22 protein-coding genes are annotated in these 23,625 nt (G+C 47.5%); 3 read left to right on the top strand and 19 right to left on the bottom strand.

Annotation, left to right across the window (positions count from 1 at the left end; translation table 11 throughout):
- Positions 1-160: 160 nt before the first annotated feature.
- The 16 genes from QJS83_RS09450 to flgF all read right to left on the bottom strand — a co-directional run bounded on the left by QJS83_RS09450 (position 161) and on the right by flgF (position 16,092).
- Entirely contained in the window at positions 161-1,243 is a 1,083-nt protein-coding gene (locus QJS83_RS09450; protein WP_284604286.1) for a hypothetical protein, read from the bottom strand.
- On the bottom strand, positions 1,233-2,003 hold the full coding sequence (locus tag QJS83_RS09445) for a DUF4423 domain-containing protein (protein ID WP_284604284.1): 771 nt from the start codon (positions 2,001-2,003) through the stop codon (positions 1,233-1,235). The genes QJS83_RS09450 and QJS83_RS09445 overlap by 11 nt, the downstream gene beginning before the upstream one ends.
- 75 nt (positions 2,004-2,078) lie before the next feature.
- Complete coding sequence (locus tag QJS83_RS09440; protein ID WP_284604283.1) at positions 2,079-3,014, bottom strand: hypothetical protein; 936 nt, start codon at positions 3,012-3,014, stop codon at positions 2,079-2,081.
- 177 nt (positions 3,015-3,191) lie between these two features.
- On the bottom strand, positions 3,192-5,999 hold the full coding sequence (locus QJS83_RS09435) for a hypothetical protein (protein WP_284604282.1): 2,808 nt from the start codon (positions 5,997-5,999) through the stop codon (positions 3,192-3,194).
- Between the two features lie 124 nt (positions 6,000-6,123).
- Positions 6,124-6,651 carry a flagellar assembly protein FliW gene (fliW, locus tag QJS83_RS09430; protein WP_284604279.1) on the bottom strand — a complete coding sequence of 176 codons (528 nt, stop codon included), beginning with the start codon at positions 6,649-6,651 and terminating at the stop codon, positions 6,124-6,126.
- Positions 6,652-6,814: 163 nt separating this feature from the next.
- Positions 6,815-7,042: a carbon storage regulator CsrA gene (gene csrA / locus QJS83_RS09425; protein WP_041869353.1), complete on the bottom strand. Its 228-nt coding sequence runs from the start codon at positions 7,040-7,042 to the stop codon at positions 6,815-6,817.
- 60 nt (positions 7,043-7,102) lie between these two features.
- Entirely contained in the window at positions 7,103-8,185 is a 1,083-nt protein-coding gene (gene flgL, locus QJS83_RS09420; RefSeq protein ID WP_284604276.1) for a flagellar hook-associated protein FlgL, read from the bottom strand.
- Positions 8,186-8,282: 97 nt separating this feature from the next.
- The gene (flgK, locus tag QJS83_RS09415) at positions 8,283-9,689 is read right to left on the bottom strand and encodes a flagellar hook-associated protein FlgK (protein ID WP_284604274.1); all 1,407 of its coding nucleotides are present in this window, start codon (positions 9,687-9,689) and stop codon (positions 8,283-8,285) included.
- Between the two features lie 73 nt (positions 9,690-9,762).
- Positions 9,763-10,284 (bottom strand): flagellar protein FlgN, encoded by a 522-nt coding sequence (locus QJS83_RS09410; protein WP_284604273.1) that lies wholly within the window; start codon positions 10,282-10,284, stop codon positions 9,763-9,765.
- 58 nt (positions 10,285-10,342) lie between these two features.
- Positions 10,343-10,672, bottom strand: a complete 330-nt coding sequence (gene flgM, locus QJS83_RS09405; RefSeq protein ID WP_284604270.1) for a flagellar biosynthesis anti-sigma factor FlgM — start codon at positions 10,670-10,672, stop codon at positions 10,343-10,345.
- A gap of 79 nt (positions 10,673-10,751) precedes the next feature.
- The gene (locus QJS83_RS09400) at positions 10,752-11,495 is read right to left on the bottom strand and encodes a rod-binding protein (RefSeq protein ID WP_284604269.1); all 744 of its coding nucleotides are present in this window, start codon (positions 11,493-11,495) and stop codon (positions 10,752-10,754) included.
- Positions 11,496-11,789: 294 nt separating this feature from the next.
- Entirely contained in the window at positions 11,790-12,797 is a 1,008-nt protein-coding gene (locus QJS83_RS09395; protein WP_284604267.1) for a flagellar basal body P-ring protein FlgI, read from the bottom strand.
- Positions 12,790-13,530: a flagellar basal body L-ring protein FlgH gene (locus QJS83_RS09390; protein ID WP_284604265.1), complete on the bottom strand. Its 741-nt coding sequence runs from the start codon at positions 13,528-13,530 to the stop codon at positions 12,790-12,792. The genes QJS83_RS09395 and QJS83_RS09390 overlap by 8 nt, the downstream gene beginning before the upstream one ends.
- Positions 13,527-14,459, bottom strand: a complete 933-nt coding sequence (gene flgA / locus QJS83_RS09385; RefSeq protein ID WP_284604263.1) for a flagellar basal body P-ring formation chaperone FlgA — start codon at positions 14,457-14,459, stop codon at positions 13,527-13,529. Before flgA ends, QJS83_RS09390 begins: the two co-directional genes overlap by 4 nt.
- A 3-nt stretch (positions 14,460-14,462) precedes the next feature.
- Complete coding sequence (gene flgG, locus QJS83_RS09380) at positions 14,463-15,248, bottom strand: flagellar basal-body rod protein FlgG (protein ID WP_284604261.1); 786 nt, start codon at positions 15,246-15,248, stop codon at positions 14,463-14,465.
- A gap of 28 nt (positions 15,249-15,276) precedes the next feature.
- Positions 15,277-16,092 carry a flagellar basal-body rod protein FlgF gene (gene flgF / locus QJS83_RS09375; protein WP_284604259.1) on the bottom strand — a complete coding sequence of 272 codons (816 nt, stop codon included), beginning with the start codon at positions 16,090-16,092 and terminating at the stop codon, positions 15,277-15,279.
- A gap of 222 nt (positions 16,093-16,314) precedes the next feature.
- Between flgF and QJS83_RS09370 the strand changes: the two genes are divergently transcribed.
- Positions 16,315-17,271, top strand: coding sequence for a lytic transglycosylase domain-containing protein (locus QJS83_RS09370; protein WP_284604257.1), 957 nt, complete (start codon positions 16,315-16,317; stop codon positions 17,269-17,271).
- Positions 17,268-18,455 (top strand): aspartate kinase, encoded by a 1,188-nt coding sequence (locus QJS83_RS09365; RefSeq protein WP_284604255.1) that lies wholly within the window; start codon positions 17,268-17,270, stop codon positions 18,453-18,455. Before QJS83_RS09370 ends, QJS83_RS09365 begins: the two co-directional genes overlap by 4 nt.
- Positions 18,456-18,463: 8 nt before the next feature.
- Here the strand turns inward: QJS83_RS09365 and QJS83_RS09360 are convergent, their stop codons facing one another.
- Both QJS83_RS09360 and QJS83_RS09355 read right to left on the bottom strand, forming a co-directional pair.
- The gene (locus QJS83_RS09360; RefSeq protein ID WP_284604253.1) at positions 18,464-19,924 is read right to left on the bottom strand and encodes a hypothetical protein; all 1,461 of its coding nucleotides are present in this window, start codon (positions 19,922-19,924) and stop codon (positions 18,464-18,466) included.
- A gap of 72 nt (positions 19,925-19,996) precedes the next feature.
- Positions 19,997-21,490 carry a hypothetical protein gene (locus QJS83_RS09355; protein WP_284604251.1) on the bottom strand — a complete coding sequence of 498 codons (1,494 nt, stop codon included), beginning with the start codon at positions 21,488-21,490 and terminating at the stop codon, positions 19,997-19,999.
- Between the two features lie 228 nt (positions 21,491-21,718).
- Between QJS83_RS09355 and QJS83_RS09350 the strand changes: the two genes are divergently transcribed.
- The gene (locus QJS83_RS09350; RefSeq protein ID WP_284604250.1) at positions 21,719-22,204 is read left to right on the top strand and encodes a glutathione peroxidase; all 486 of its coding nucleotides are present in this window, start codon (positions 21,719-21,721) and stop codon (positions 22,202-22,204) included.
- Here QJS83_RS09350 and QJS83_RS09345 read toward each other — a convergent pair.
- Positions 22,164-23,438 carry a cytochrome P450 gene (locus QJS83_RS09345; protein ID WP_284604249.1) on the bottom strand — a complete coding sequence of 425 codons (1,275 nt, stop codon included), beginning with the start codon at positions 23,436-23,438 and terminating at the stop codon, positions 22,164-22,166. The two genes, QJS83_RS09350 and QJS83_RS09345, sit on opposite strands and share 41 nt — an antisense overlap.
- Positions 23,439-23,625 lie beyond the last annotated feature (187 nt).

The raw sequence follows: 23,625 nt of genomic DNA, 5'->3' as shown, positions 1-23,625 counted from the left end.
ATTTTTTATTCGACCTTGATATGTTAATGCCCCTGGAACAGCAAAAGCCGAGAGGGCATAGCAAAACAAATAAACAAATATTCCCGAAACGTACCAGTTATTCATTTGTATACTTATCGGAAAGATCTTACGCCCCCTTAAGGAGGAGGCTCAAATCAATTCACTTTTTTGATCTATGAGAAAGAGCGCTGGCACAGACGACGGAAGGATCTATTCCCGCCATTTTCTTTTGAGTCATTAAAGATTGATGAATCAAATGCAATACGCGTGTTTCGCAATGATCCACGCTGGCAAAGGAAATAAATTTACGCCCGTGATTCTGCAATCTCCTCGTAAAAAATCCCTGCTGAGTTTGCAAATCTCCTTGGATATCCATCGTGTAAATGTTGACATCTAAGGACTGCAGAAAAATTTGACTGTCGTACATCACAACAACTTTATTGTCTTTGTATTGGTCAGCAATCTGGCAAACTTTCTGAACGTCCTTTTTTAGATCTTCCAAGAAGGCGTGATACTGCGACTGAAAACTCTGATAAACGTGAGTTCTGTCGTTCTCTGAAACAACGGAAAACTGAAACCACGCGAGGGGCAAAGCACATAGATTTTCCAGTGATTTTATTTCCAGAACATCATGAAAACTTTTTTTCAGATCAATTTCAGGAACAGAAAAAAACAACTGCCCCACGACAGGGCGAACCTCCCGTGATTTTTGTTCACAGATGTTTTGATTGCAAGTCACCCGCGCCAAACCATAGACCCCTTCATGGATCAGCAATGCTGCCTTGGATTCCGGACTCATCTTTTTCCAAGCAGCGTTGGATATGTAAACCGTCTTGTAACGACGAATCGCGATTTGCACCCTTTGGGAATCCGGAACGGAAGGACTGTCATTTTCAAGCAATTCTAGTTTGTCGACAAAAAGATAAACGTATTTATCAAGAGCCTCTAAGGTTGCGAAGCCCAAGCCGGGATAAACATTTTCAATGTCCGTAAGTTTACGAAGGACCAAACTTCGTTCTTCAGAAAAATATTTCTCTAAGTTTGTTTTATTCCAGGCTTCACGCAAGGAAATCGAACTCTTGGTTCCGAACCAAGGGTTTAAGTGAGATTTTTGTTCATACAAATCACGAACGTAAATCTGTCCGTTTTCTAAAACACCTTCGCCGCCGTTCCCGATCCGCACATAGGCCGTGGCAGAAACAGACCACAAAAGCATTAATACGAAAACAGATTTAATGAACATCGACTTCTCCTAAATCCACGGGAAATAGTTGCACTGATAAACGAAAAACATGATCGTTCCCCTGATCTCGATTGAGAATATGGGCGAGCTTATCCGTGAAATCCCGGATCTCTTTTTTAATCTCTTGAATTGCCTCAGAGCTTCCCGCCACCGTGATGGTTTGAAACTCACGCTGCAGAACCGGCACTTGCTCTAAAGCTTTTTTTGCCAGATCCAAATTCGCCTTATGTAGCAGACGGATCGTTTCGCTTGATATGTCGTCCGTCGTCGCCAGATACTCGACAGGTCGCTTGATAGTTCCGTCGGCTTCTTTAACCAAAAAACGCCGGCGCAACAGATCTTGAACAATCATTTTGATTTCGGCCTGAGTCACTCCCAGTTTTTGTGCCATTTTATTTTCTGAACCCGCCAGAGTAGGAACATCATAACTACACAGCACGGGCCAATAGGCCCAATGATCGATGGCAAGCCCCGAGAGATCTTGAATGGTTTTAATCTCAACTTCAGAAGATTTGATTCCCATGCGGGCCAAAATTCTTTTTCGCTGAGTCGGTTTAAGATTCATTTTTTTAAGGACACTTATCGCCCACTCTTCGGAAATATTCCAAACTTTGGAACCTTTGATGAGAGCCGATGCTGGACCTGGGGCAATATCGAGATGTTTTGCCATCGCCCGCATCGAGTAGCGAGGATTTTTTCTTTTTTGATTTTGATAGTATTCGCGCAAAAGATTTAAGAAGTCATCCTGCCAATGTGCCATAAGAAATCATGCTCCCATCGACAAAATCGCAGGGTCAAGGATGGCAAATATATTCTGATCGCTTAGAGACGAGACCTACTGCACACCTTTGCATGTGCAAATATAATCTTGATACACTTCAGATCTGTCGCCATGAGGCCCGCAACTTCCCGACTTGTGGGCGCCTCCGATTTTCTCGCATCCCACCTTACCTGAGGGGCAGCAGTTCGCGGTCAATGGGTAGTTGTTATACATACTCGCTGAAAAATCAGTACATCCCAACCTCGCACTGCCCCTGCACTGATAGTTTGACGGAGCACTCACGGGAACGCCACACAACATCTTGCCTTGTGAATCAAAGCCCGTTGTTGTTTCTCCTTCAGGACATTGCCCCACAGACGCCAGCAAACGTTGCTTTAAGCTCGACATGTCACAGACCGAGGTCGCCTGATTATAAGTCCCTCCGAGACTTGCACAGGCCGAGCTGGCAACTCCCGATCCATATTCACTGGCAAAACAACCGGTGATCGTATTGGTCGCATCACTGACTTTTAAAAAAAGTTTACCGAGAGTTTTCTCTTTGTAAGTGTTCTTGCGGCCGCTGGTTGCCTGCACTTGCAAAGCCATATCACCAACGTACAAAGTCTCTCCAGCAAAGGAGCTGATCGCGACGGCGATATTTTCCAGTCGCATCGACAAAACCGTGAGACTCCAGTTTTGCAAAGTCGCGCCTTGAGTAACGGCACTCCCGGCATTAGAGGAATTCAGACGCACACTGATATTGCGCGTGGAAGCAGACGGATTAAAACTTCTATTCCCCACATCGAATGAAGCATTGCAAAGACCGGGTGTGGAAATCTGCTGACGTAAAGCCTGCACCAGAGAAAGCTCATTGCTTTTACTTTGCAAAGTCTGACTCTCAAGCCACATATCTTTCACTAAACCTGCAAACGCCAACCCCAAGATTCCAAGCAGCATGGCCGCCATCAAAGCTTGAATGATCATAAATCCGCCGTTTCCAGGACGCTTCATGAGTTCCCCCCATTATCAAGATCGGACTGAAATGAGGGCTTCTCAAGTAAGAAGCTGGTTTTTCAAGACTTATAAATGAACTTTTTGATCTCTTCCAGAGAGCATCGCCGTTTGTGTCCGCGGCCAGATTGGTAAAAATAAAAAAGGCAGCTTTTTTAAGGCCGCCTTTTTTTCTTTTTATAGTGTGAGAGACGTCGCCAGGAAGAATTGTCCTTTGACGACATTGTCTTCAAGAGTGTGAACGACTCGACCACCGAAGGTGATCGGGAGCAATCTTAAGAAGCGGGATTCGAACAGCAACTCCGCACCGTAACTGTTCAAAGTCGAGGGAAGTTCTGTGTCGTCGATCTCTGTCGAGTCGTAGAAGACTGTTGAGTACAATCTCTTCAAATAGTACCAACCGCCGAAATCCCAGTCAGGATACGTCCACGGGAAAACGTAGTTCCCTGAAATTTTATAATAACCGGGGACATCTTCATACGCATAACCACGCGAGAACGCCGAACCCACACCCAATGCCACATTCGGCTGGAATCTGTAAGCTGTCGGCGAACTTTCCTGTTTTTGCTGATCATAACTGAACATAAAACCGTCGTTAGCAAAAGCTCCCGGCGTTTTTAAAACCGCTTGCTGCAAAAGTCGATCGCCTGAGTTTTGCGGCACGGAGGGCTGCTCGGCTTTGTCATAGCGAATGTTGTAACCCAAAAGCCACGGCTCCATGATGGAACGATGGTGAGGATCTTTATTCCACACGAAAGAGAACTGCCCAAATGATTTGTAGAAGAAGTTGCCGCCATCGATTTCCGTTTTGTTGAATTCATACTCCGCAGCGTCTGCGTAACTTCCGCCTAAAGAAAGCGCCGTCGTCACATTGTAAAGACCATATTTCTTAACGTAGGGAAGAACGACCGAAAGCCCTGCCGATTTTTCGCTCCATGCAAGTTCGTCATCGGTATCGTAGAACTCCACTTTGCGGTTGCGCTGTTCGACTTCAAAGCTGAACAAAGGATAATACTTCTTCACGTCAAAACTAAGATTGAAAAAAGACTGGCCTTCTTCCGCGTCCGTTCCCGAAAAAGCCGCCCAGCTCAGAGTGCGCAGATAGTTGTCCGCCTCAACCCCCAATCCTCCACCGCGACCGACCATGATGCCCCAAGTATGAGGAATCGCCAGACGCTTGTCGAAATCACCGTGCTCTTCGGGTTTGTATTGAGCGGCATTCTTTGTAAAAAGCTCCGCCTGCTCCGGGAAAGGCTGCGGAGCAAATTTATTGTAGTTGTCTGACGGCGTATCACCAAGATACTTAAAATTCACAAGTTCATCCATCGGGAAACTCTCACAAGACGAAAGAGGTCCCTCAGAAATTTTTGCACCGTAAGTATCCATATTGCTGAAATAGAAAGACGTTCCATCCGAAGACGGCGTGAACGCTCCTAACTTCGTAAAGGTACAACGAGCAAGGCCTTGACTGTCGAGTTTGAAAATCTCGTTGCTTCCTTTGTACTGGGCTTCAAAAAGCAGATTGTGATTTTTATCCACGTAAAGTGCCGTCAAAAGATTGCGTGAGGGCGGCACCATCTGTTTCACGATTTTTCTTTGTTTCAAATCAACAGAGACGATAGATCTTTCACCGGTTCTGGAATTCAACAAAACCGCAGCGTGATCTTCGTCCGTATAGCGCGCTTCAAGCGCTTTGCCTTCGGCTAACGGAAAACTTTGCAATTTTTTTCCATTGAGATCAAATTCCGCGATATGCCAGCTTTGCCCGGGAGTGAACTCCACTGCAATGATTTTATTTTCAGCACCGTTGAAGCTAGGATTGTAAAGGCGTTGGCCCGAAGTGATTTTCGTTCGTGCGCCACTTTGCAAATCCATTAACACAAGATCCGAATAACCTTTGTCGGCATAACGAAAATGCGGCAGATACTCTGTGTAAATGGCAAAGCGCGTTCCCACACTTATCTCCATAATCTCGCGATTGAAATTAAGTTCCGCGACTTTTTCGGATTGGTTGCCAACCTTTTTATAAATTGCGGAAGAGGCATCCAGAGTGCGGTTTACGAAATACAAACTGTCGCCGACTTTGAATGGCGCTGTCTCTTCACGGAAATCTTCGGCAATCTGTGCTCCGGGAGCATCTTTAGACCACTTTTGACGAAGATCGTTCATCGCTTCGACATAAAAATCTTCGAAAGTTTGCCCGGTCACGCGTTCAAAGGAGTTATATAAACGGAATGGATGCGGAAACTCCGCCATGTCCGTAAGCACGCGATGCCAGATATCTTCCCCGTACTTGATTGTCGCATAAGAAATCAACGCGTAACCATAGACATACTGATTAGGAAGATCCGTATTGTAACTGCCATTGACGAACTGATCATAAGTTGGAATTTTCTCGCTCAACACCAAGGCTTTCATGCGAGCGATAAAACGCGGAGAACGACCCCGGCCCGCATCCGTGTACTTGGTCTCGGTCCAAACGGCGTCTCCTTCCATGTACCAAGAGGGCAACGAGAAAAACACCGCAAACTGCCGACCCATATCGCCCATCAAATAATAAAACCACCGCGCCGTGGAACGGTTGTAGTAATCGAATTGATTTACGTGACGATATTCGTGGATCGAAAGCGTTTGATACCACTCTGTAGAACTCACCAATGGAAAATAGTTCGTCGCTGAAAACCATTCGCTTCTTCGCGGCGCGAGAGTGACGAAACCATTGGGCTCCGCCATCTCAGGTCGTAAAATCAGCGTAAACTTTTCGGGCTGATCGATCAGATATGTTTTTCCAACGACATGAGAATAATGCTCGATCAAATTCGCGATGTAGACAGACTCCGGCTGCATTGATTCCGGATAGACGACCTGAACCACGTCATTCGAAATGCTGTACCACTTTAGCGACGGGGAACTTTGCGACAAATCGAGGACTGCATATGAAGGAGAACTCACCATAGTGAGAGCCAACAACAACCATTTCTTCATTATTTGAACCTCCAAGAACGCTCAAACAATAAACTAAGAAATGATTAAAGGATATTTGAAGATACAAAAAAGGCCTCAATCTTTCGATTGAAGCCTTTTATAATTTCTATTGAAAATACGCGGATTAAAGTTCAGCGTCGCGAACAACGTGCAACTTCGTCGCGACATCAATACCAGAAGACTGATTCTTGATCGCTACCGCAGGATTCTGCACAACACGTTGTTGCAGCTTCGTGAAGATCGGTTCGCGGATTGCCAAATTATTGTCTTGAAGAACGCACTGACGAGCAATTCTGTCTGCCACGTTGATAACAACCGGCGCTTTCAAGTTTGCTGTCATTTGTGTTGGATCATCTGGAATTGTGACGATAGAGAAATAACGAGCTTTCTCTGTATTCGTTAGCTTCAAAGCTTCTGAATCACTCTTTGTTAAATTGGCTTTGTATTGAGGAGCAAAAAGCTCGGGCTCAAGAACCGGGAATGCGATTTGAGGCGCTTCACAGCTTTGCAACCATGCGAAGATTTCGTCATTTGGATCATCGAGGAGAACGAACTTGCGTAAATCCGCAAAGCCTAAAAGGCCTTCTGGAAACGTCAAAACATCTTCTTGTTTCAGCTCAACTTGGCCGAAGCGCGATGTCGAAATGATCATTCATCCTCCCAAAGAAGCTCAGGATTCACCCATATTTTAGACACACCAAGGCAGTCCGGGGGTGAATACACTTATAAATCTGGACCTAAATCTAGGGAGACTCAATTAAATTCTAGAGGGCATGACAACCCGCTTCAGCGTGCTGGTAGCGGGTTTTGAGAAATTAAGGCTTAAGGAGCTTTGCCACGCTGCGCGTTTTATCGGCAGGGACACTAGCAGATTGCTGGTTTTGTTCCTGAATAGCGACGTAAACTTCTTCGCGGTGGATTTTCGTGTCTTTGGGCGCTTCGATACCTAAACGGACCTGTTTACCCTTGATTTGAACAACTCTGATTTTAATGTGGTCATCGATAGCGATGCTTTCACCCAACTTCCGTGTGAGAACCAGCATGACAACTCCTTTTGCTGCAGTCGTTATCGGCAGTTTTAAGCGGAACTGTAGGTATTATTTTTATCTGAGAAAGTCAAGAAGGCTTGGCTGAATAAGCTTTCCCGACGTTTCGAGGGTCGCTTTGAGGGTGCTATCGGTCTTATTGATATCCGAAATAACCTGGAAAGCATCCGCATCTTCGAGCTGGGACGCTGTGACCTTATTATCCACCACGGCCTTTTGCAGGGAATCCATGGTATTATTCACGGCCATAATTCTGGACCCAACCTCAGAACGAGCCAGAACGACCTGAGAGATCGCCTGATCCAAGGCGTCCAATGTTTCTTGTACGCCCTCTTTATCGTTCGTGCGTAAAGATACTTCCAGATTTCTCAATGTACTGAAAAGATTGATCCCCGCACCACCCGTCACCGGGTCTTGCTTGTCTGTACGGCTGGAACGGCGCTCAGAAGCCGGGCCGCGGGTTTCAAGATAATTGCTTTCAACTTCCTGATTGGTCTCTTGGCGATTGATTTCTTCCTGCTGGAACTCTTTCAACTGATCCACAGTTGTTGGAGATTCGTAACGAGGACGAACGATTCCGTCTCCGCCAAGGCCTTTCCCCAAAAACACCTTATTGCCTGAAATGTTCATGGCAACGAAAGAGTCTTTGTGAGTTTGGATCTTCATGTCGCCGTCATCACCGAAGTATTCTCCGGCTTGATTGAACGGCATTGTTTGCGTTTTATAACCGCCGAAAATATAGCGCTCGCCCAGTTTGCGATTTCCGATTTGCACAGCCTGATTGTAAATCTGACCGACTTCAGAAGCCGTCACCATGCGGGACTCTGAGTTTCCGCTGGCATCATTCGACTGGCTGATAGCGAGCTCTTTCGCACGCACAAGAATTTCCGAAAGTTCCCCGAGAGACTGATCCGAGAACTCCAAGAAAGAGCGCGCATTATTGATATTTTTAATGAACTGAGAGTTGCCTCGCTCTTCCGTACGGGCTGCAAGCACGCGAGCGGAAGCCAAAGGATCGTCCGAAGGTTTGTTGATACGCTTTTGAGTCGCAGCTTGGTTCTGCAAGTCAGCCATATCTGAACGATTCTTCGTCAGATTCTGATTCACTTGATTGAAAGCCATTTTATCCGCGATTCTCATTTTATCCTTTTTCTCTGCTTCAGTTTCACGACTCCGTCGCTACACTCTGCGGGCTACCGCCCCGACTCCGTCGCTACGCTCTGCGGGCTACCGCCCCTTATAATCTCTTAAGATTCAAAACCGTATCAAGCATTTCGTCGGCTGTTTTAATAAGTCGTGCCGACGCATCGTAAGTCTTTTGGAACTCGATCATCTTTGTTGTTTCTTCGTCCAAAGAAACACCGCTAATGCTTTCGCGAATGTTTGTGAGCTGACTCAAAACATTCTTTTGCGATTCTTGCGCCTTCACGGCTCTTTGCGCGATGGCACCGATCTGTCCCACTTGCGTGTTGTAGTAGTCATCCAACGTCGACGTTCCATCGCCCATAACCTGACGGTATTGCAAAGAGGAAATCACGTTGGCAACAGTGTTATCGCCCGTCGCACCCGCTTGAGCGCCCGCTGCGATTCTGCCGACGTCGTTGAAGATAGTTTTATTCACAGCGATCGCCGTCGCTGCACCCTTTTCAGCCGCCGGCATTTCGAAGAACAAAACCCCCGGGCGTCCGCTTTTATCGAAACCCTCAATATGTGCCTTATTGACTTCCTTCGCTAGCGTGTAGGCCATCGCATCCACATGCTGCAAAAGATCTTCGATCACGTTGTCACGCACATCCAGGGCACCACCAATACGGCCGCCTGTAATCTGCTTTGTGATATTTGCCGGAGCTCCCGTGCCCACGAAGAAAACTTCCACGCGATCACGGTCTTCCGTTTGTTGCGCTTTCAATTCTGAGGCGCCACTACCTGAAACCAGAATACCTGTACGACCGGCAGTCACTGTGACCATGCCGTCTTTACCTTCCGCCCATGAGATATCAATTTTTTCGCCTAATTTCTTAAGCAAAAGATCACGGCGGTCTCTTTCATCATTGGCAGGAGTGTTTTGAATTTCGACCATCTGAATTTTTTCATTCAGAGAAGCGATTTCTTTTGTCACTTGATTGATCTCTTCAACCGTCGTCTTGATTTGTCCGTCGATATCTTCCTGAACGTCTTTCAGTTGACCGACGACGCGGCTGAAATCTTTCGCCAGCGCCACGGCAGATTCACGAACCATCGTTCGCGATGCCAAACTTTCAGGATTATTGGAAAGCTCACGGAAGGAGTTGAAGAAATCAGTCATGTACTGATTCAATCCTTTGTTCGCCTGTTCATTGTAAATCTGTTCAACTCGGCTCAAAGCATTGGTGCGGGAATCTTGATACCCCATGCTTGTGCCTTCTTTTTGGATTTGTTTTTCTAACCAAGGATTATTAACACGAGTGACGACCCCTGCACGCGCGCCCATACCGATTTGAAGATTGCCTTCACTGATCGGCTGATTCGTCATGAGTTCGACTCTCTGGCGAGAGAAGCCCTCTGTCGATTTGTTGGCGATGTTATGACCGACCGTTTGCAACGCCGTCTGAGAGTTCATCAGAGAGCGCTTACCCGTATCCATCATAGCCGAGATTTTAGACATCCTATCCTCATCTCTGGGGTTACTGCTTCAGCCTTCGGGGCTCCGCCCCTGCGGCACTGCGGCCGTACGGCCCTTAAGCTTCTTTACTTACAAAATTACCGGACACTTGCGGGCCTTGTTTGTACTGGCCTTTGCCTCCGTAAGTTTTCTTGCCGGAGAGAGTGTCTTTGATGTCGTTCAAGGCGCCATTCAAAGTGCCCAATGCCGACTTCGTGTATTCTTCGTTCTCTTTGTTAATCTCGGTGATTCGTTTGATCAACATGTCCAAAGCGGCATGTTGGGTGCGAAGACGATCCGCCGCCGGGGAACCTGCCAACTTTTGCGCAAGTTCCAACAAACGTGGATTTTCAACATCTGCACCTACCAGAGTCGCCAGCTCCATCGCATAACGAGAACGCAAAGAATCCTGAGCGCGAAGTTTGAACAACAATTCTTCTTTGAGTTTGTTGCTTTCGTCCAAAGCATCGCGATCCGCTTTAAGGAGAATTTCTTTTTCTTTGCGTACGATATCGAGAAGAGAACGATAGATTTTTGTGAGCTCTTCGAGGTTTGCTTCTAACTTGTGAAACGCTCTTTCTACAGTTGCGTCCATCATTTCATCATCCTTGATGCTCCCGCCGAAGCTTTAGCGAAGGCGGAAAGTTTGATTAGAGTTACTTAATCTCCAAATGCTCGTCGACCATACGGTCAGCGATAGCTTTGGCGTCGATTTTGTATTTGCCATCGTCGATCAGTTGTCTGAACTTCGCCACTTTCGCTTCATCAACATCCGGAGCTGCTGTCGCAAGTTCCTTGATGCGTTTTGCTTCTTGAGCGCGAGGAGAAAGTTCAACGCGAGATGATTCACCCAGAGTTGATGAACTCAGTACATCCGCTTTGTTTGTCGCACCAGTTGCTTTATTCTTAATGCCCTCAGCTTTGTCGGAGCGAGCAGAATCAGTAAGATTCAAATTTTGTCCGACTTTGTTGTGCGTGATCTTCATTTGAGAGCCTCCTCATCGAGTGTCAGAAAACACTCTTCTTATTCATTTCATAGTACCACAATGAGACATTTCCACCAAATCATTCTGAGACAGTTTCTGGTCCAGGTTCTTCACCTTGTTCCACTGTCCAATAGAGCGATTTTGCTTCGGAACTTAAAAACCCAAGGGTGTCGCCAGCTTGCAGTTTTTCGCCTGTCGAAACTTTTGACATTCCGCCTTTGAATACCATCTGACTTTTAAGACCATTGTCGTGTTGAATCTCAATCATTGTTTGGTTGTCCGCTAAAGATTTCTTCCCAAGAAGAACTCCGTCCCATGGCGCTTTCACTGCTCCAGCTTCCGCGCCAGCTAACGCTTCCGCACCGCCGGCTTCGCCGCGATCAATGCGATAAGAGACAGCTTGTTTTTTCCCAGGATGCTGAAACTGATGAGCGGTGTATTCACTCTTCTTGTCGAGAGGAAGCGGCCCCTGCGGTTTGGTCACTGGCGCTTTGATTCCCATCATCGCGCCAAATTTTTCTACGAGCTGTGTGTAGATCATATCGGACAATCCGATACCGCCGCGTTCGCCCCACTTTTCAACGTAGTGTTCATCGAGTTGTTCGCGAAAAATTTTTTCAGCTTGGTTGCTCTTTACAAATCCGCTTTCATGAACTGTCGAGCGCATCGCCTTTGTCATTTCGCGAAGAAAATGTTTTTCGTACATATCAGAAACTTCCCGGAGTTTTTGCTCGGGAGATTTCTGAACAGGTTTGTTCATGAACTTAGAATCAAAGGCTTTGAAGTTTCCGGAAGAACCGGAAGAGCCACCAAGATTAGACATAGTCAAATCTCACTGTGCTTTTTGCTGTACTTGAAGAAAGAGAAAAAAAGGGGAGTTGAGTCGGAGAATCATGCACTTCCTGTGCTTGACTCTTAGAGTGCAGCTTCGGCTCAATTCGACCATTCCATGATCTTTGCTGACCTATTGCTCCTGTTTCCTGCGAGAAACTTTTGACTCTTGACCTTCCATGGTTCGCGATCTCTTCCTCACCCTCCCCGCGTTCCAAACACGTCCATGTGTCTGAAACATTACTTACAATTCTATTAAATACTGTGTCATTTCGAAACACAAATTTCATAATACTTCGAGTTCCCCGTGCAAAGCTCCAGCTGACTTGATGGACTGAAGTATAGTAATCAGGTCTTTAGGCGTGACTCCGAGCTTGTTCAGAGCCTGCACAAGCTCACCAACACTCACGCCACTTTCGAGAACTGCTACTTTTTCTTCGCTGCCTTTTTTGCCTTCTCCCACTTTCACTGCGAGAGACCCGTGCGAAATCGCAACTCTAGAAATCTTCACTTTATCACCGATCACGATTGTGCCGGTTTTTTCATTCACAACGACACGCGCTTTCATGTCAGGATTGATTTCGATTGATTCAATCGTCGCCAACAATTCCACGCCACGATTTTCATAGGCAAAAGGCGTGATGATATCGATCGTTCCCGCATCTTTCGCGGAGGCGTAGTGACCGCCCAATTCTTTGTTGATTGTCAGAATCGTGCGCGCCGCCGTCGTGAAGTCCGGATTGATCAATGTCAGACGGTACATCTTGCGAGAAGCAAAATCCGCTGTCATGTCTCTTTCGATGATCGCACCATTTGGGATACGACCTGCTGTCGTATGCGAATCTTTACCATCGCCGCCAATCACAATGCTTCCTTGTGCGACAGCGTAAACCTGTTCATTCGCTGCACGCAGCGGAGTTTGCAACAGCGTTCCTCCCTGCAAAGACGAAGCGTCACCGATGGCACTCACTGTGATATCAATTGGATTTCCCGATTTACCAAATGCCGGCATTGTCGCTGTAACGATAACGGCCGCCACGTTTTTACTCGCGAACTCTGGAGAGTCCAACTTCATTCCCAATTTGTCGAACATCCGCACGACACTTTTGCTCATGAATTCGTTTTTTCCGTCGCCCGTACCTTTAAGACCGACCACGATACCGTAACCGATCAATTGATTTTCGCGCACACCGCGAATGCTTGCGATGTCTTTCAAGCGAGCTGCATTCGCGGATTCAAACGCGATCACAACAAACAAAGCCGTCAGAGTGATGATTCCAAAAATTCTATTCATTGCGTGCGTTCCTTCTGATGCTGACCACGTCGTACTGAGGATCTAAAAGTTTTTCGGATGTGATTCCTTGGTCATTGAAATCTTCCGGACGGATCAAGCCCGTCACGATCACTTTGTATTCACGTTTGCCGATCATAAAAGGCTGCTGCCCTTTGATACGATAATTTCCGTCAGCCAACTTTTCCACGATGCGTGTTGGAATGTTCTCAACATCGGCGAGACCTTCTTTGTCGTCCTTTTCCTCTTTCACAGGCTCTGGCTTTTTCTGCTCGGAAGCCGGTGCGCGAGAAGGGTCATCTCCGTTTTGCGCCAAGGAATTGTTCAGTTGTTGCTGTTGTTGTTCTTCCAACTGCTTCAACAATTTTTTGATCACGGAAACTTTCGTTTCTACTTGTTTCAAAGCCGGGCCGTCCAATTTCACGTTCAGTAAATCGCCTTCACGACGCATTTTGTTTTGCGCGAAAAGATAAGCGCCTTGGCCTTCCATCACCCATGTCGATCCGGCGCTGCTGCCTAGATCCGATTCCTCTTCAAGACGATTGCGAGTCATGCGTTTGTACTGACGGTCGGTCGGCACACCCATGTTTTGATTATCTGAATAACGAGGTGCGGATTTGATGTTCTCCAGGGGCGCTGATTCAGCGGGAGAATTCAATGAAGACCACAAATCGTTCATCGTCGCGCATCCTGTCGACAACACCATTAGTACTAAAACACTCCATCGCATCATCATTGTAATTTCACCACACCTTTTTCAGTCACAATGCCGGAAAGAACTTTTTGAGTTTCAAGATTTTTTACTTTAATCACGTCTCCGACAAAGCCGTTGTCTTCAGCCACCATGTTGACGGAGATTTCAAAGTTCTCGTCACCCAAAAGCGCTTTAACAATCTGTCCCCTCTTAGCTGCCGGTTCACGTTTGAGATCGGAAGACCAAATAGTCGTTCCAACGGGAAGAGAGCGGGCCGCCAACTGCCCCTGAATATCCTCGATGCGAAGCGCGCCATCCTTAGCGAAAGTCACATCGGTCATAGTCATGCGAATATCTTCGGGCTGAACCCTCTCTCCTTGTAAGATCAAGCGAGTCGCCACCGGGGTTAATTGGGACACACGAATGTTTCCCGAGATCCACTTTAATTGACGCTGATCTCCGTCACGCACCGGTAAAAGGAACCCACCTTTGCCTGAAAGCTGCGTAAAATCGAGCTGCCAGTCTTTATTCGCCGGCTGGGGCGTGCTCTGCACCGTCACCTTATATTCACATTCATGGCAACGTGCCTGCAATACGTTGATAATTCTTCTTTCCATTTCTTGGCGCGAAATCGGTGTCGACGCAAAAGCGACCTTTACTTCGGAAGGAATTTTAAATGAAGGATTGATCTTTTTAAGTCCTTCTTGCGACTTCATCGCCGCACGAACTTTCCCAAGAATTTCTTGGGATTCAAGCTTTTGCGACAAAAGAAGTTCTCTGGCATCTTCGCGGATCACGATGCTTTCCAAAAAAGAAAGCAATTCGTCATTCCCATTTGTCACGACCGCAATATCGCTTAAACGCAAAAGCGGTCTTTGCGAAACCTCAACACTTCCGGGAATGGAGACTTCGGGGCGACCCGCCAAGACGTTAAAACTTAAAAAGAAGAGAACAAAAAAGAACTTCTTCATCCACTATCTCATGCTATTGATCGACTGAAGCATCTGATCGGATGCTTGGATTACTTTAGAATTTGTTTCGTAAGCTCTTTGCGACGTGATCATGTTCACCATCTCGTCGACGATGTTCACGTTGCTCGACTCCAGCTGTCCTTGCGCAAGATAACCAGTACCATTCAAACCAGGGCGAGACGCAATTGCTTGCCCGCTGGATGGAGTTTGCGCGAAAAGATTTTTACCCAAAGCTTTGAGGCCCGCCGGATTGACAAAGTTCACGATGTCAATCTGACCGATTGTCGTCGGAGCGTCGCTCAAACCTTGAATCACGCGCACTTCGCCATTCGGAGCCACTTCAATTCCCGAAACATCAGGCGGAACCGTGATTTCCGGCTGCAAAGCATTTCCATTTTTATCAACAATACGACCTTGCGGATCTTTTTTGAAAGCGCCATCACGCGTGTAAGCAACCTGCCCATCTGGAGTCAGAATTTGGAAAAAGCCGGAGCCCTCGATTTGAATATCCAAAGGATTTTTTGTGACTTGCGCATTTCCACCCGCAAAATCTTTTTGGATCGCGGCTGTGCGAACGCCCAAACCTGTTTGCACGCCATTCGGAGAATAAGAATTCATCCCTGTGGCTGTGCCCGGTTCCTTCTGCGTTTGATACATGAGATCTTCAAACTCAGCACGAGATCTTTTAAAACCCGCCGTTGAAACGTTGGCGATGTTATTGGCGATAACATCCATATTCGTCTGTTGTGCCGCCATGCCCGTTGCTGCTGTATTCAAACTCTTAAGCATTCACGAATCCTTCCGTTTATACTTTTAATTAATTAGTTTTTCCCACCACGTTGACCATTTTATCAGCCATCTGATCATAAGCGCTGATGGCTTTCTGCGTGCTCTCGAAGATACGATTGGTGGAGATCATATCTGTCATCTCTTGCACGATATTGACATTCGACGTTTCCAGAAACCCCTGCTTCAAGCTTGGATTGTTAATATTGGTCATATCAGGAGTGCTGTTTGCTTTGAATGTATAAAGAGATCCGCCGACTTTTTGCAAAGAATCGACATTATTGACGTTCACAAGCGAAAGACGACCGATGGCTTCGGTCCCTTCGAAAACTTCTCCGTTATCAGAGATCGTCAAAGGACCTGCGCCCGTTGTACGAATCACACGTGTCGCGGGATCAGCGCCAGGTTCACCGGCACTCAAAACCGGATAACCTTCTTTCGTAACCAGTTGACCGTTGCCATCCAACGTAAAATTACCTGCACGAGTCAGTTTCACTCCGCCTGGAGTTGCGATCTCAAAAAATCCTTTGCCGTCAATCGCGACATCCAAAGCATTCCCTGTCGGCTTCAAACCGCCTTGCGAGAAATCAGTGAATGTGCCTTTGGTGTCGACATAACTTTTGTCGCCACCTTGCATGTTATAGAAGCTTTCAATGGAAGCCACGTCGCGGGGAATCTGTGTCGTCTCTGGAGGTTTTTCGTTAGCCGTTAAATATTCCTGGAAGAGTTGCTGGTCGCGTTTGAACGCGGGAGTGTTCACGTTCGCCAAGTTATTGGCAATCGTATCCAACTTTAAACTTTGAGCCATCGCTCCACTTAGGGCTGAATATACGCCTTTTGTTCCCATTCACACTCCTCCACACTTTGTTGGAAAGCAAGGCGTGTGCCATGTTTTGACAGGACGGATTTTAGTCTAGGAAAAAGCTCCCAAGCTCGACTTCTGTCGAGAAAGAAAATTATGGACTCAAGTTTTTTTGGATCTGACCGAGCATTGACCTTTGTCGATGGTGCCAGAGTGTTGTCAGTTCTTTGTCGACAGTGTCAAAGAATCGGCTTCATAATTGAATTCATGAGAACGTGTGCCGCCCTGATTTTCGCCCTGACATTATCTTCGTTTGCGCAAGCAGAAAACCGCCCTGCAACTGTGGCGGCGCCTGCACCCGCGCTCACATTGAAGGAAAAATTAAAAACTCTGACGGCACGTTCAACGCACGCACAGTCTGACAATCTGATTTTTGATTTGCCCGTCACTTATAACAAAAAAGTCAGCAAGTGGGTCGCGTATTATCAAAGCCGCGGGAACAAATGGTTCCGCGAATGGTTGCAGCGTTCCTATAAGTACATGCCGTTTATTCAAGAAGAACTGAAACGCGCAGGTCTTCCTTTGGATTTAGCTTACATGGTGATGATCGAAAGCGGTTTTGCTCCCAACGCCATCAGCACCGCGGATGCCGTCGGCCCCTGGCAATTCATCGAAGCGACAGGTTCACGCTATGGTTTAAGTAAAAGTTGGTGGTTGGATGAGCGCCGCGATTTGAAAAAGTCGACCTTGGCAGCCACGCGCTACTTGCGTGATCTTTATTCTGAGTTCGGCTCATGGTATCTGGTCGCTGCAAGTTACAACATGGGTGAAAACGGTCTGCGTCGACAGATTAAAAAATACGGCACGAAAGATTACTGGTCTCTCATACAACTCAAAGCTTTACCGGAAGAGACACAAGAATACGTACCTAAAATCCTGGCCGCAATGTTGATCGCGAAAGCCCCAAATCTTTACGGATTTCGCGACTTAGAGAAAATGGATCCACTGGAGTACGAGGTTGTCCTCGTGCCGGGTGGCACAGATTTGGGACCTCTCGCCGACCATTTAGGCATCACGAGAAAGTCATTAAAAGATTTGAACGCCGAACTCTATTTAGGTTACATTCCTCGCCAAGTGGAGAAGCACTTCATCCGCGTTCCTAAAGGGGCCGGAAGACTTGTTTCATCCTATGTCTATCAGAATCGGAAAGTGGCCTTGGAATGAAACCCTTAATTGTTCAAAAATATGGTGGAGCGACCTTAGCTGATCCCGAAAAGATCAAATCCGTCGCCGCAAGAATTTCTGAACAAGCTAAAGAAAACTCCCTGGTGATCGTTGTCAGCGCCATGGGGAAAACCACGAACTCTTTGATTGATCTGGCAAACCAAGTTTCCGGACATCCACAACGCCGCGAGATGGATATGCTTCTCACGGTCGGCGAAAGAATCAGTATGTCGCTGATGAGCATGGCGCTCAATGACCTGGGTTGTCCCGCGATCAGCTTCACAGGAAGTCAGGCTGGCATTTTCACCGACGAATCCCACGTCAATGCTTTCATTCAAGACGTCAAACCGTTCCGTGTGGAAGAAGCTTTAAAAAACAATAAAGTTGTTATCCTCGCGGGCTTTCAGGGTGTTTCCCCTGTGACAAAAGAAATCACGACATTGGGTCGTGGCGGCTCTGACACTTCTGCTGTCGCAATGGCGGCGGCCTTTAATGCTGAACGCTGCGAGATACTTAAAGACGTTCCCGCAGTATTCACGGCCGATCCTAATGTTGTGAAGACCGCGCGTCCTTTGCAAGAACTCAGCTATGATCAGTTGATGGAGATGACTTTCTGGGGCGCCAAAGTTTTGCACTACCGTTCGGTGGAACTCGCAAAACTTCGCGACGTCACTTTGTACATTGGCCCTGCTTCAAGTAAAACTTCCGATGGAACGATTGTTAAAAAAGGATCGAATATGTTTGAATCCTGCAAAGCTCTTTCTTTGAACTCCCACGAAACTGTGGTCGGCATTCTTTGCAAAGAAAAAAATCCAGCAACCGCTCTTAAAAATCTGCAAACGCTTTTCGACGACAAGCAGATCGCATTCCCGCAGCTACTTCACTGCGAAATGAATCACGAGAAAACCGAGATGCTTTTGACGGGTCCGCAAGAAATTGTTGGCGCCGTGAAACGAGAACTTTTGAATCATCCTGATTTTTCACTGCAACCCACGGATTTCTCAACAGTGACATTGACGTGCACGGGCGCAACGTCGCCGCAAATCACGCAACAAGTTTTGAATATTCTTTCAGATAGAAAATTGAATAGCCGCAAACTTATGATGAGCGCGATGAGCGTGACTGTTTTAGTTGATGCTCCCCTTCGCAAACAAGTTATCGAAAGCTTGCATCAACTTATTTAAGATGGCGCTTATGGCAGAAGTGAAGGACTCATCACTCTGTAGCGGTTCTGAATCTTTTGCCAGATATTTGTATGCGGTCCTGTGATTCCATCCGGGCCGCCCATTCCTGAAAGACCGCGTTTAGGATCGAATTGACCACCAGGTAAAAATCTTCGTAAGTCAGGACCATTTCCAGCCTGACCGTTTGCTCCTGCCGCCCCTGCATAATTTCCAGCTGCGCCCGCACCGTAGCGACCTGATCCGCCGCCGAAGGCTCCACCAGCGCCACTGCCTCCGCCATAGAAACCCGCTGTGACAGCTTGTGAATCGTCTTCACCTGCCGCGCCACCGCCGCCTCTTCCAGAGGGACCGCCGCCGCTGCCGCCGCCATCAGAACCCAGATTTGCGCCGGCACCTTGTTTTCCGTCGACGGCTTCGCCGCTTCCGCCACTTGGCAATTTGCCATGCTCTAAACCTGGCAAACCGGGAATATCCCCAAGACCGCTATCGCCTGTGCTTGCTGCAAGTTTTCGCGATGACGAGTCGATGCTGCCGCCAACGCCAACACTGGTATCCGGTTTTGCTTGAGTAATACATATCGGATCTGTCGGAGTCTTCGTACACACACAGATTTTATTCGTCGCCATTTCCGGCTTTGAACAATCGATCGGTCCCGTTGGCGTACAACCCGCAATTTGTGGGTTCTGTTTACAGACATCAGGTGGCGGTGTTGCGTCTCCGCTTGTTTGCTCTTCACACTGAGCCGCATTCGCAGCCGTCGCGCCATAGTTTTGAATCGCTTGTTGCGCTTCCGCCACTTTAGACTGGAAGTCGTCGCAACGTTTTGCCTGCGATTCCGCAGAAGACAACATTTGCACATTCTCTGCACTTACAGGCGAACAATTTGGATTCGCACGAATAAAATCCGCCGCTGCCGCACAAGTCGATCGACACTGGCCAATGGAACTACTGCATAACAATCGATACGCAGCCACTGCACCTTGCGCCGCTTGGGTTAAACCCGCCATTCTTGAACAAGCGGCTTGAATACTTGCCGCCGTTTGCTGGCCGAATAAAAGAGAAACTTGCGAAGCCGTATCAGCAACACCGTTCATACCAGAATCATTTTTTTCATCACAGGTATAAGACGTTTCCTGAATTTGCGTTTGGCAAGATTGCAACAGATTGTTGAACTGCGTACGACAGTCAATAGCTGTATTGTTGTTATTGTTATTATTATTGTTGTTTGAATTTGGAAGACATTCGCACGAGCCCGCGCTATTAAGTCGCGCACTATATCCAGGATAGCACTCGCCGAGCTGCCGTGTGCATTCATCACGGCGCTCCGGTTCACACATTTCATGCCCTCGAGAATTGTATACGCATTTAAAACCTTCAGCACATTGAGCTCGACAACGGGCATACGCGTCTTCAGGAAAAGTGAAAAGACTGATCGCTAAGAGTATTACTGAATAGAAAACATTCCCCATGCTCCGAGTTTATCGGAACATATGAGGACGAACTTAAAAGAACGTTCCTGAGTGTCTCAAAAAGAGACACGATCAAGGGATCAACGAAGGGCTGACCACTTGATATCGATTCTGAATCTTTTGCCAAATATTTGAGTGAGGTCCCGTGATGCCATCAGGTCCTGACACTCCCGCAACTCCTCGTCGCGGATCAAATTTTCCGCCTGGAAGAAACTGACGAAGATCTGCACCCGGCGCTTTTCCATTCGCGCCGACTTTACCGTAAGAGCCCGCGGCACCTCGAGCGCCGCCGCCTCCGCCGCCACCTCCGAAGACACCGCCGCCGCTGCCTCCACCATAGAAGCCGGAACCACCACCTGTCGCGTTGTCAGCAGCACCACCACCGGCACCACTTCGACCTCCGCCCGCACCGGCAAGACTGCTGCCACTCCCCGGATTCGTCGCAAGATCAGCTCCGGCGCCTTGTTTTCCGTCGACAGCTTCACCGGGTCCACCGCTTGGCAATTTGCCGTGCGAGATGGCCGGCGTGTCGGGAATATCACCACCGAAGTCATCGCTGGATCCCGAATTCAAGCGCGATGCAGGATCAAAGGAGCCTCCACCAACCATAACGTCGGAAGCTTTACCTAAGTTTGTACACATAGGGTCTGTGGGAGTTTTCGAACATACACACACTTTATTTGTCGCCATTTCAGGTTTTGAACAATCAATGGGACCCGCAGGTGTACATCCTGCGATCTGAGGATTTTGCTTACACACATCCGGCGGTGGCGTAGCTTCGCCTTTGGTTTGCTCCTCACACTGAGAAGCATTCGCCGCCGTCGCTCCATAGTTCTGAATAGCTTGTTGTGCTTGTTGAACTTTCGAATCGAAATTATTGCAACGATCGCGAGCGGACTGCGCGCGCGACAATGCATAGACACCGTTATTGGCAGCGCCTGCACCACCATTGAAACAAGTTGCGTTCGAGTTCACATAGTTTTTCGGAGCATCGCAAGTTTCCCGGCATGTCTTAATCGAGTTACTGCAATTCAAACGATACGCTGCCACCGCACCTTGCGCTGCCTGAGACAAATCCCCCATCTTTCCGCACGCGGCTTGCACACTCGCCGCCGTTTGCTGCCCCATCAAAAGAGCAATCTGCGAAGCGGTGTCTGCAACTCCCGTCATACCTGAATCGTTTTTTTCATCACACTGGTAAGAGGTTTCATCGACTTGCGAGTTGCACTGAGATAACAACGCTTCAAACTGCTGAACACACTGGTTCGCTTGCTGTTGATTTTGGTTTCCGCCTTGATTTTGATTGCGGTTCTGGTTTTGATTATTGCCGTTGCCGTTGGTACGCGTGTTTTGCGAACCGAGGTCAGATGGTCTAGAAGGAGGGAGGGGCCCTACTTCGGGAAGATCAACAGTGTTCATGCTTCCATAACAATCCTGTAAACAGTTTTCATACATCGCGGAAGGATTGTTAGGATGTCGTGCATTGCATGTCGTGTGGCATGCGGCATAAGAATCCGCATGACCTTGCAAAGGCGAGAGCACAAGCCCCACTATGGTGATTGCCAAAAAATACCTGATCCCCATGGTATTCCTATCGGAACGTAGTCTAGTTCGCTAAAGTTTCTCATAATAGAATTTCGTAATTTTACGAGATCTTAACTATAAACCCCGTTTTATTCGCTCTCACAATCTCATTATGAGATTTGCGTCCTTTTCAGTTCACCTGGAGGACTCATGGCCAGAAACAAGAAGGAGTGGTATGCTTTGAAGCATCTTTCCTGAAGGAGAAACACCATGAGTAAAACATTGCATTCATTCGCCGTTAAATCCGCCGACGGTTCTTCCGTTCCTCTTGAAAATTTCAAAGACCAAGTCGTGCTGGTCGTGAATGTGGCGAGCAAATGCGGATTCACTCCGCAGTATAAAGGCCTCGAGGAACTTTACGAAAAGTACAAAGGCAAAGGTTTCACAGTTCTTGGCTTTCCATGCAACCAATTTGGCGCGCAAGAGCCCGGCAACAATCAAGAGATTCAACAGTTCTGCGAACTCAACTATGGCGTGAAGTTTCCCGTGATGGCAAAGGTGGATGTAAATGGAGACAACGCGGATCCTCTTTTCCAATGGCTAAAAGAATCTGCTCCAGGAATCCTTGGCACTGAAATGATTAAATGGAATTTTACAAAATTCCTGGTTGGCAAGGACGGCAAAGTGATCAAGCGCTATGCTCCACAAGAAGAGCCTAGAGATATTGCTGAGGATGTTCAGAAGGCCTTAGCTTAAGCTGCACATGACTGATAATAAACCGGCTTCTTGGTAAAGCAGGAAGCCGATTTTCTTCCAGTTGAAAATCTTGTCTCGGAACCGCATAAGAAATCGTCTCCCTTAAATAACGAGTCGCCATTCGCAACAACTCTAAAGTGATTTTCTCTCCCGGGCAGCGATGTTGAGTATAATGATCGCCTCCGCCTTGCGGGACGAAGCTATAGGGGCTGCCATTCCACGTCGCGAATCTTTCCGGAATAAATTTGCGGGGCTCATACCATAAATTCGCATCGTGATTAATACCATAAAGATCAAGTATCGTGCGGGTCCCCTTCTTGAAGGAATACCCCTGCCATTCAATATCCTCACGCACCTTTGCTGCGACAGCGGGGAAGAACGGATAGAAACGGCGAATCTCCTGCACAAAATAATCTAAATAAGTGTCGTCATGAACTTTAGCGCGGCACTCGGGATGCACATACAAAGCATGAGTTGCAAAAGTCAGGTAGACAGCAACAGCCACCGTCGGGCGCAAAAGATTAAGAATTTCTACGGCCGCGGTTTTGTCATCCAAAAGACGGCCATCCATTTCTTGATGCCACGCGATCACACCCACAGGCGAATTCGGTTCCACACTGCGCTGGGCCTTGCGCACTTGTCGAATGATGTTGCTGATCCAAGCTTCCGCATTCTTTCTGGCTCGTCGCGAATGAAGATGCCGCAGGCCCGCCGAGCCCGCGTCGTCAAACATCGCCCGAAGATCTTCACTGCGCACCGAAACTTCCGCAGGTTCCAACGGAATTCCCGCCCACTCGCACACACTTTGCGTAAGAATACGAATATATTCATCATAAAGATTTATGTGCTTCATCTTCATCCACACGGGGACAGTTTTATCCCAGTGCTTCTCCGTCAGAAGAACGAGCTTTTGCACGCTTTCGTCCGTCATAAAAGACATGAACATCTTTTTGCGATGTCTGTGTGCCACATCATCAAGGCTTTGCACTCCTTTTTTACCTAGCAAAGTCGCCACGATGGGCTCCGGCATTCCGCCTTTGCGAATAAAGTTTTTTTCGTCATAAAAAAACTGCGCGGCCTCGACGCCCGTCATGCAAATCGTATTGCGTAAAAGCACGCGCGTTTGAAACACGGGCGTATTCATGTCTTGGCAAGTGCGCGAAATAAAATGATAGGGATCTCGCAAAAGCGAAACCGTCGAATCAAATGCTGCCTGCGGAATTTGCTGAGCCATAGTTTTAACTATCGCTTTTTTTCTTCTCTGCGACGACCGTGACATGAAAAACATGCAGAAACACATTCGTAAAAATGACACGAGTCAAACAGCGACCAAAATGGGAGAGTGTCAGAAGTTTAGACGGTCAGCTTCGATCAGATAAAACTGTTTTTAGCTCTGGGGGCACTTACATTGCAACTCCCAT

This window comes from Bdellovibrio sp. 22V (assembly GCF_030169785.1).
GTDB lineage: Bacteria > Bdellovibrionota > Bdellovibrionia > Bdellovibrionales > Bdellovibrionaceae > Bdellovibrio.
Note: the sequence above shows the minus strand (reverse complement) of the source record. Positions and strands in the feature narration are given on the sequence as shown.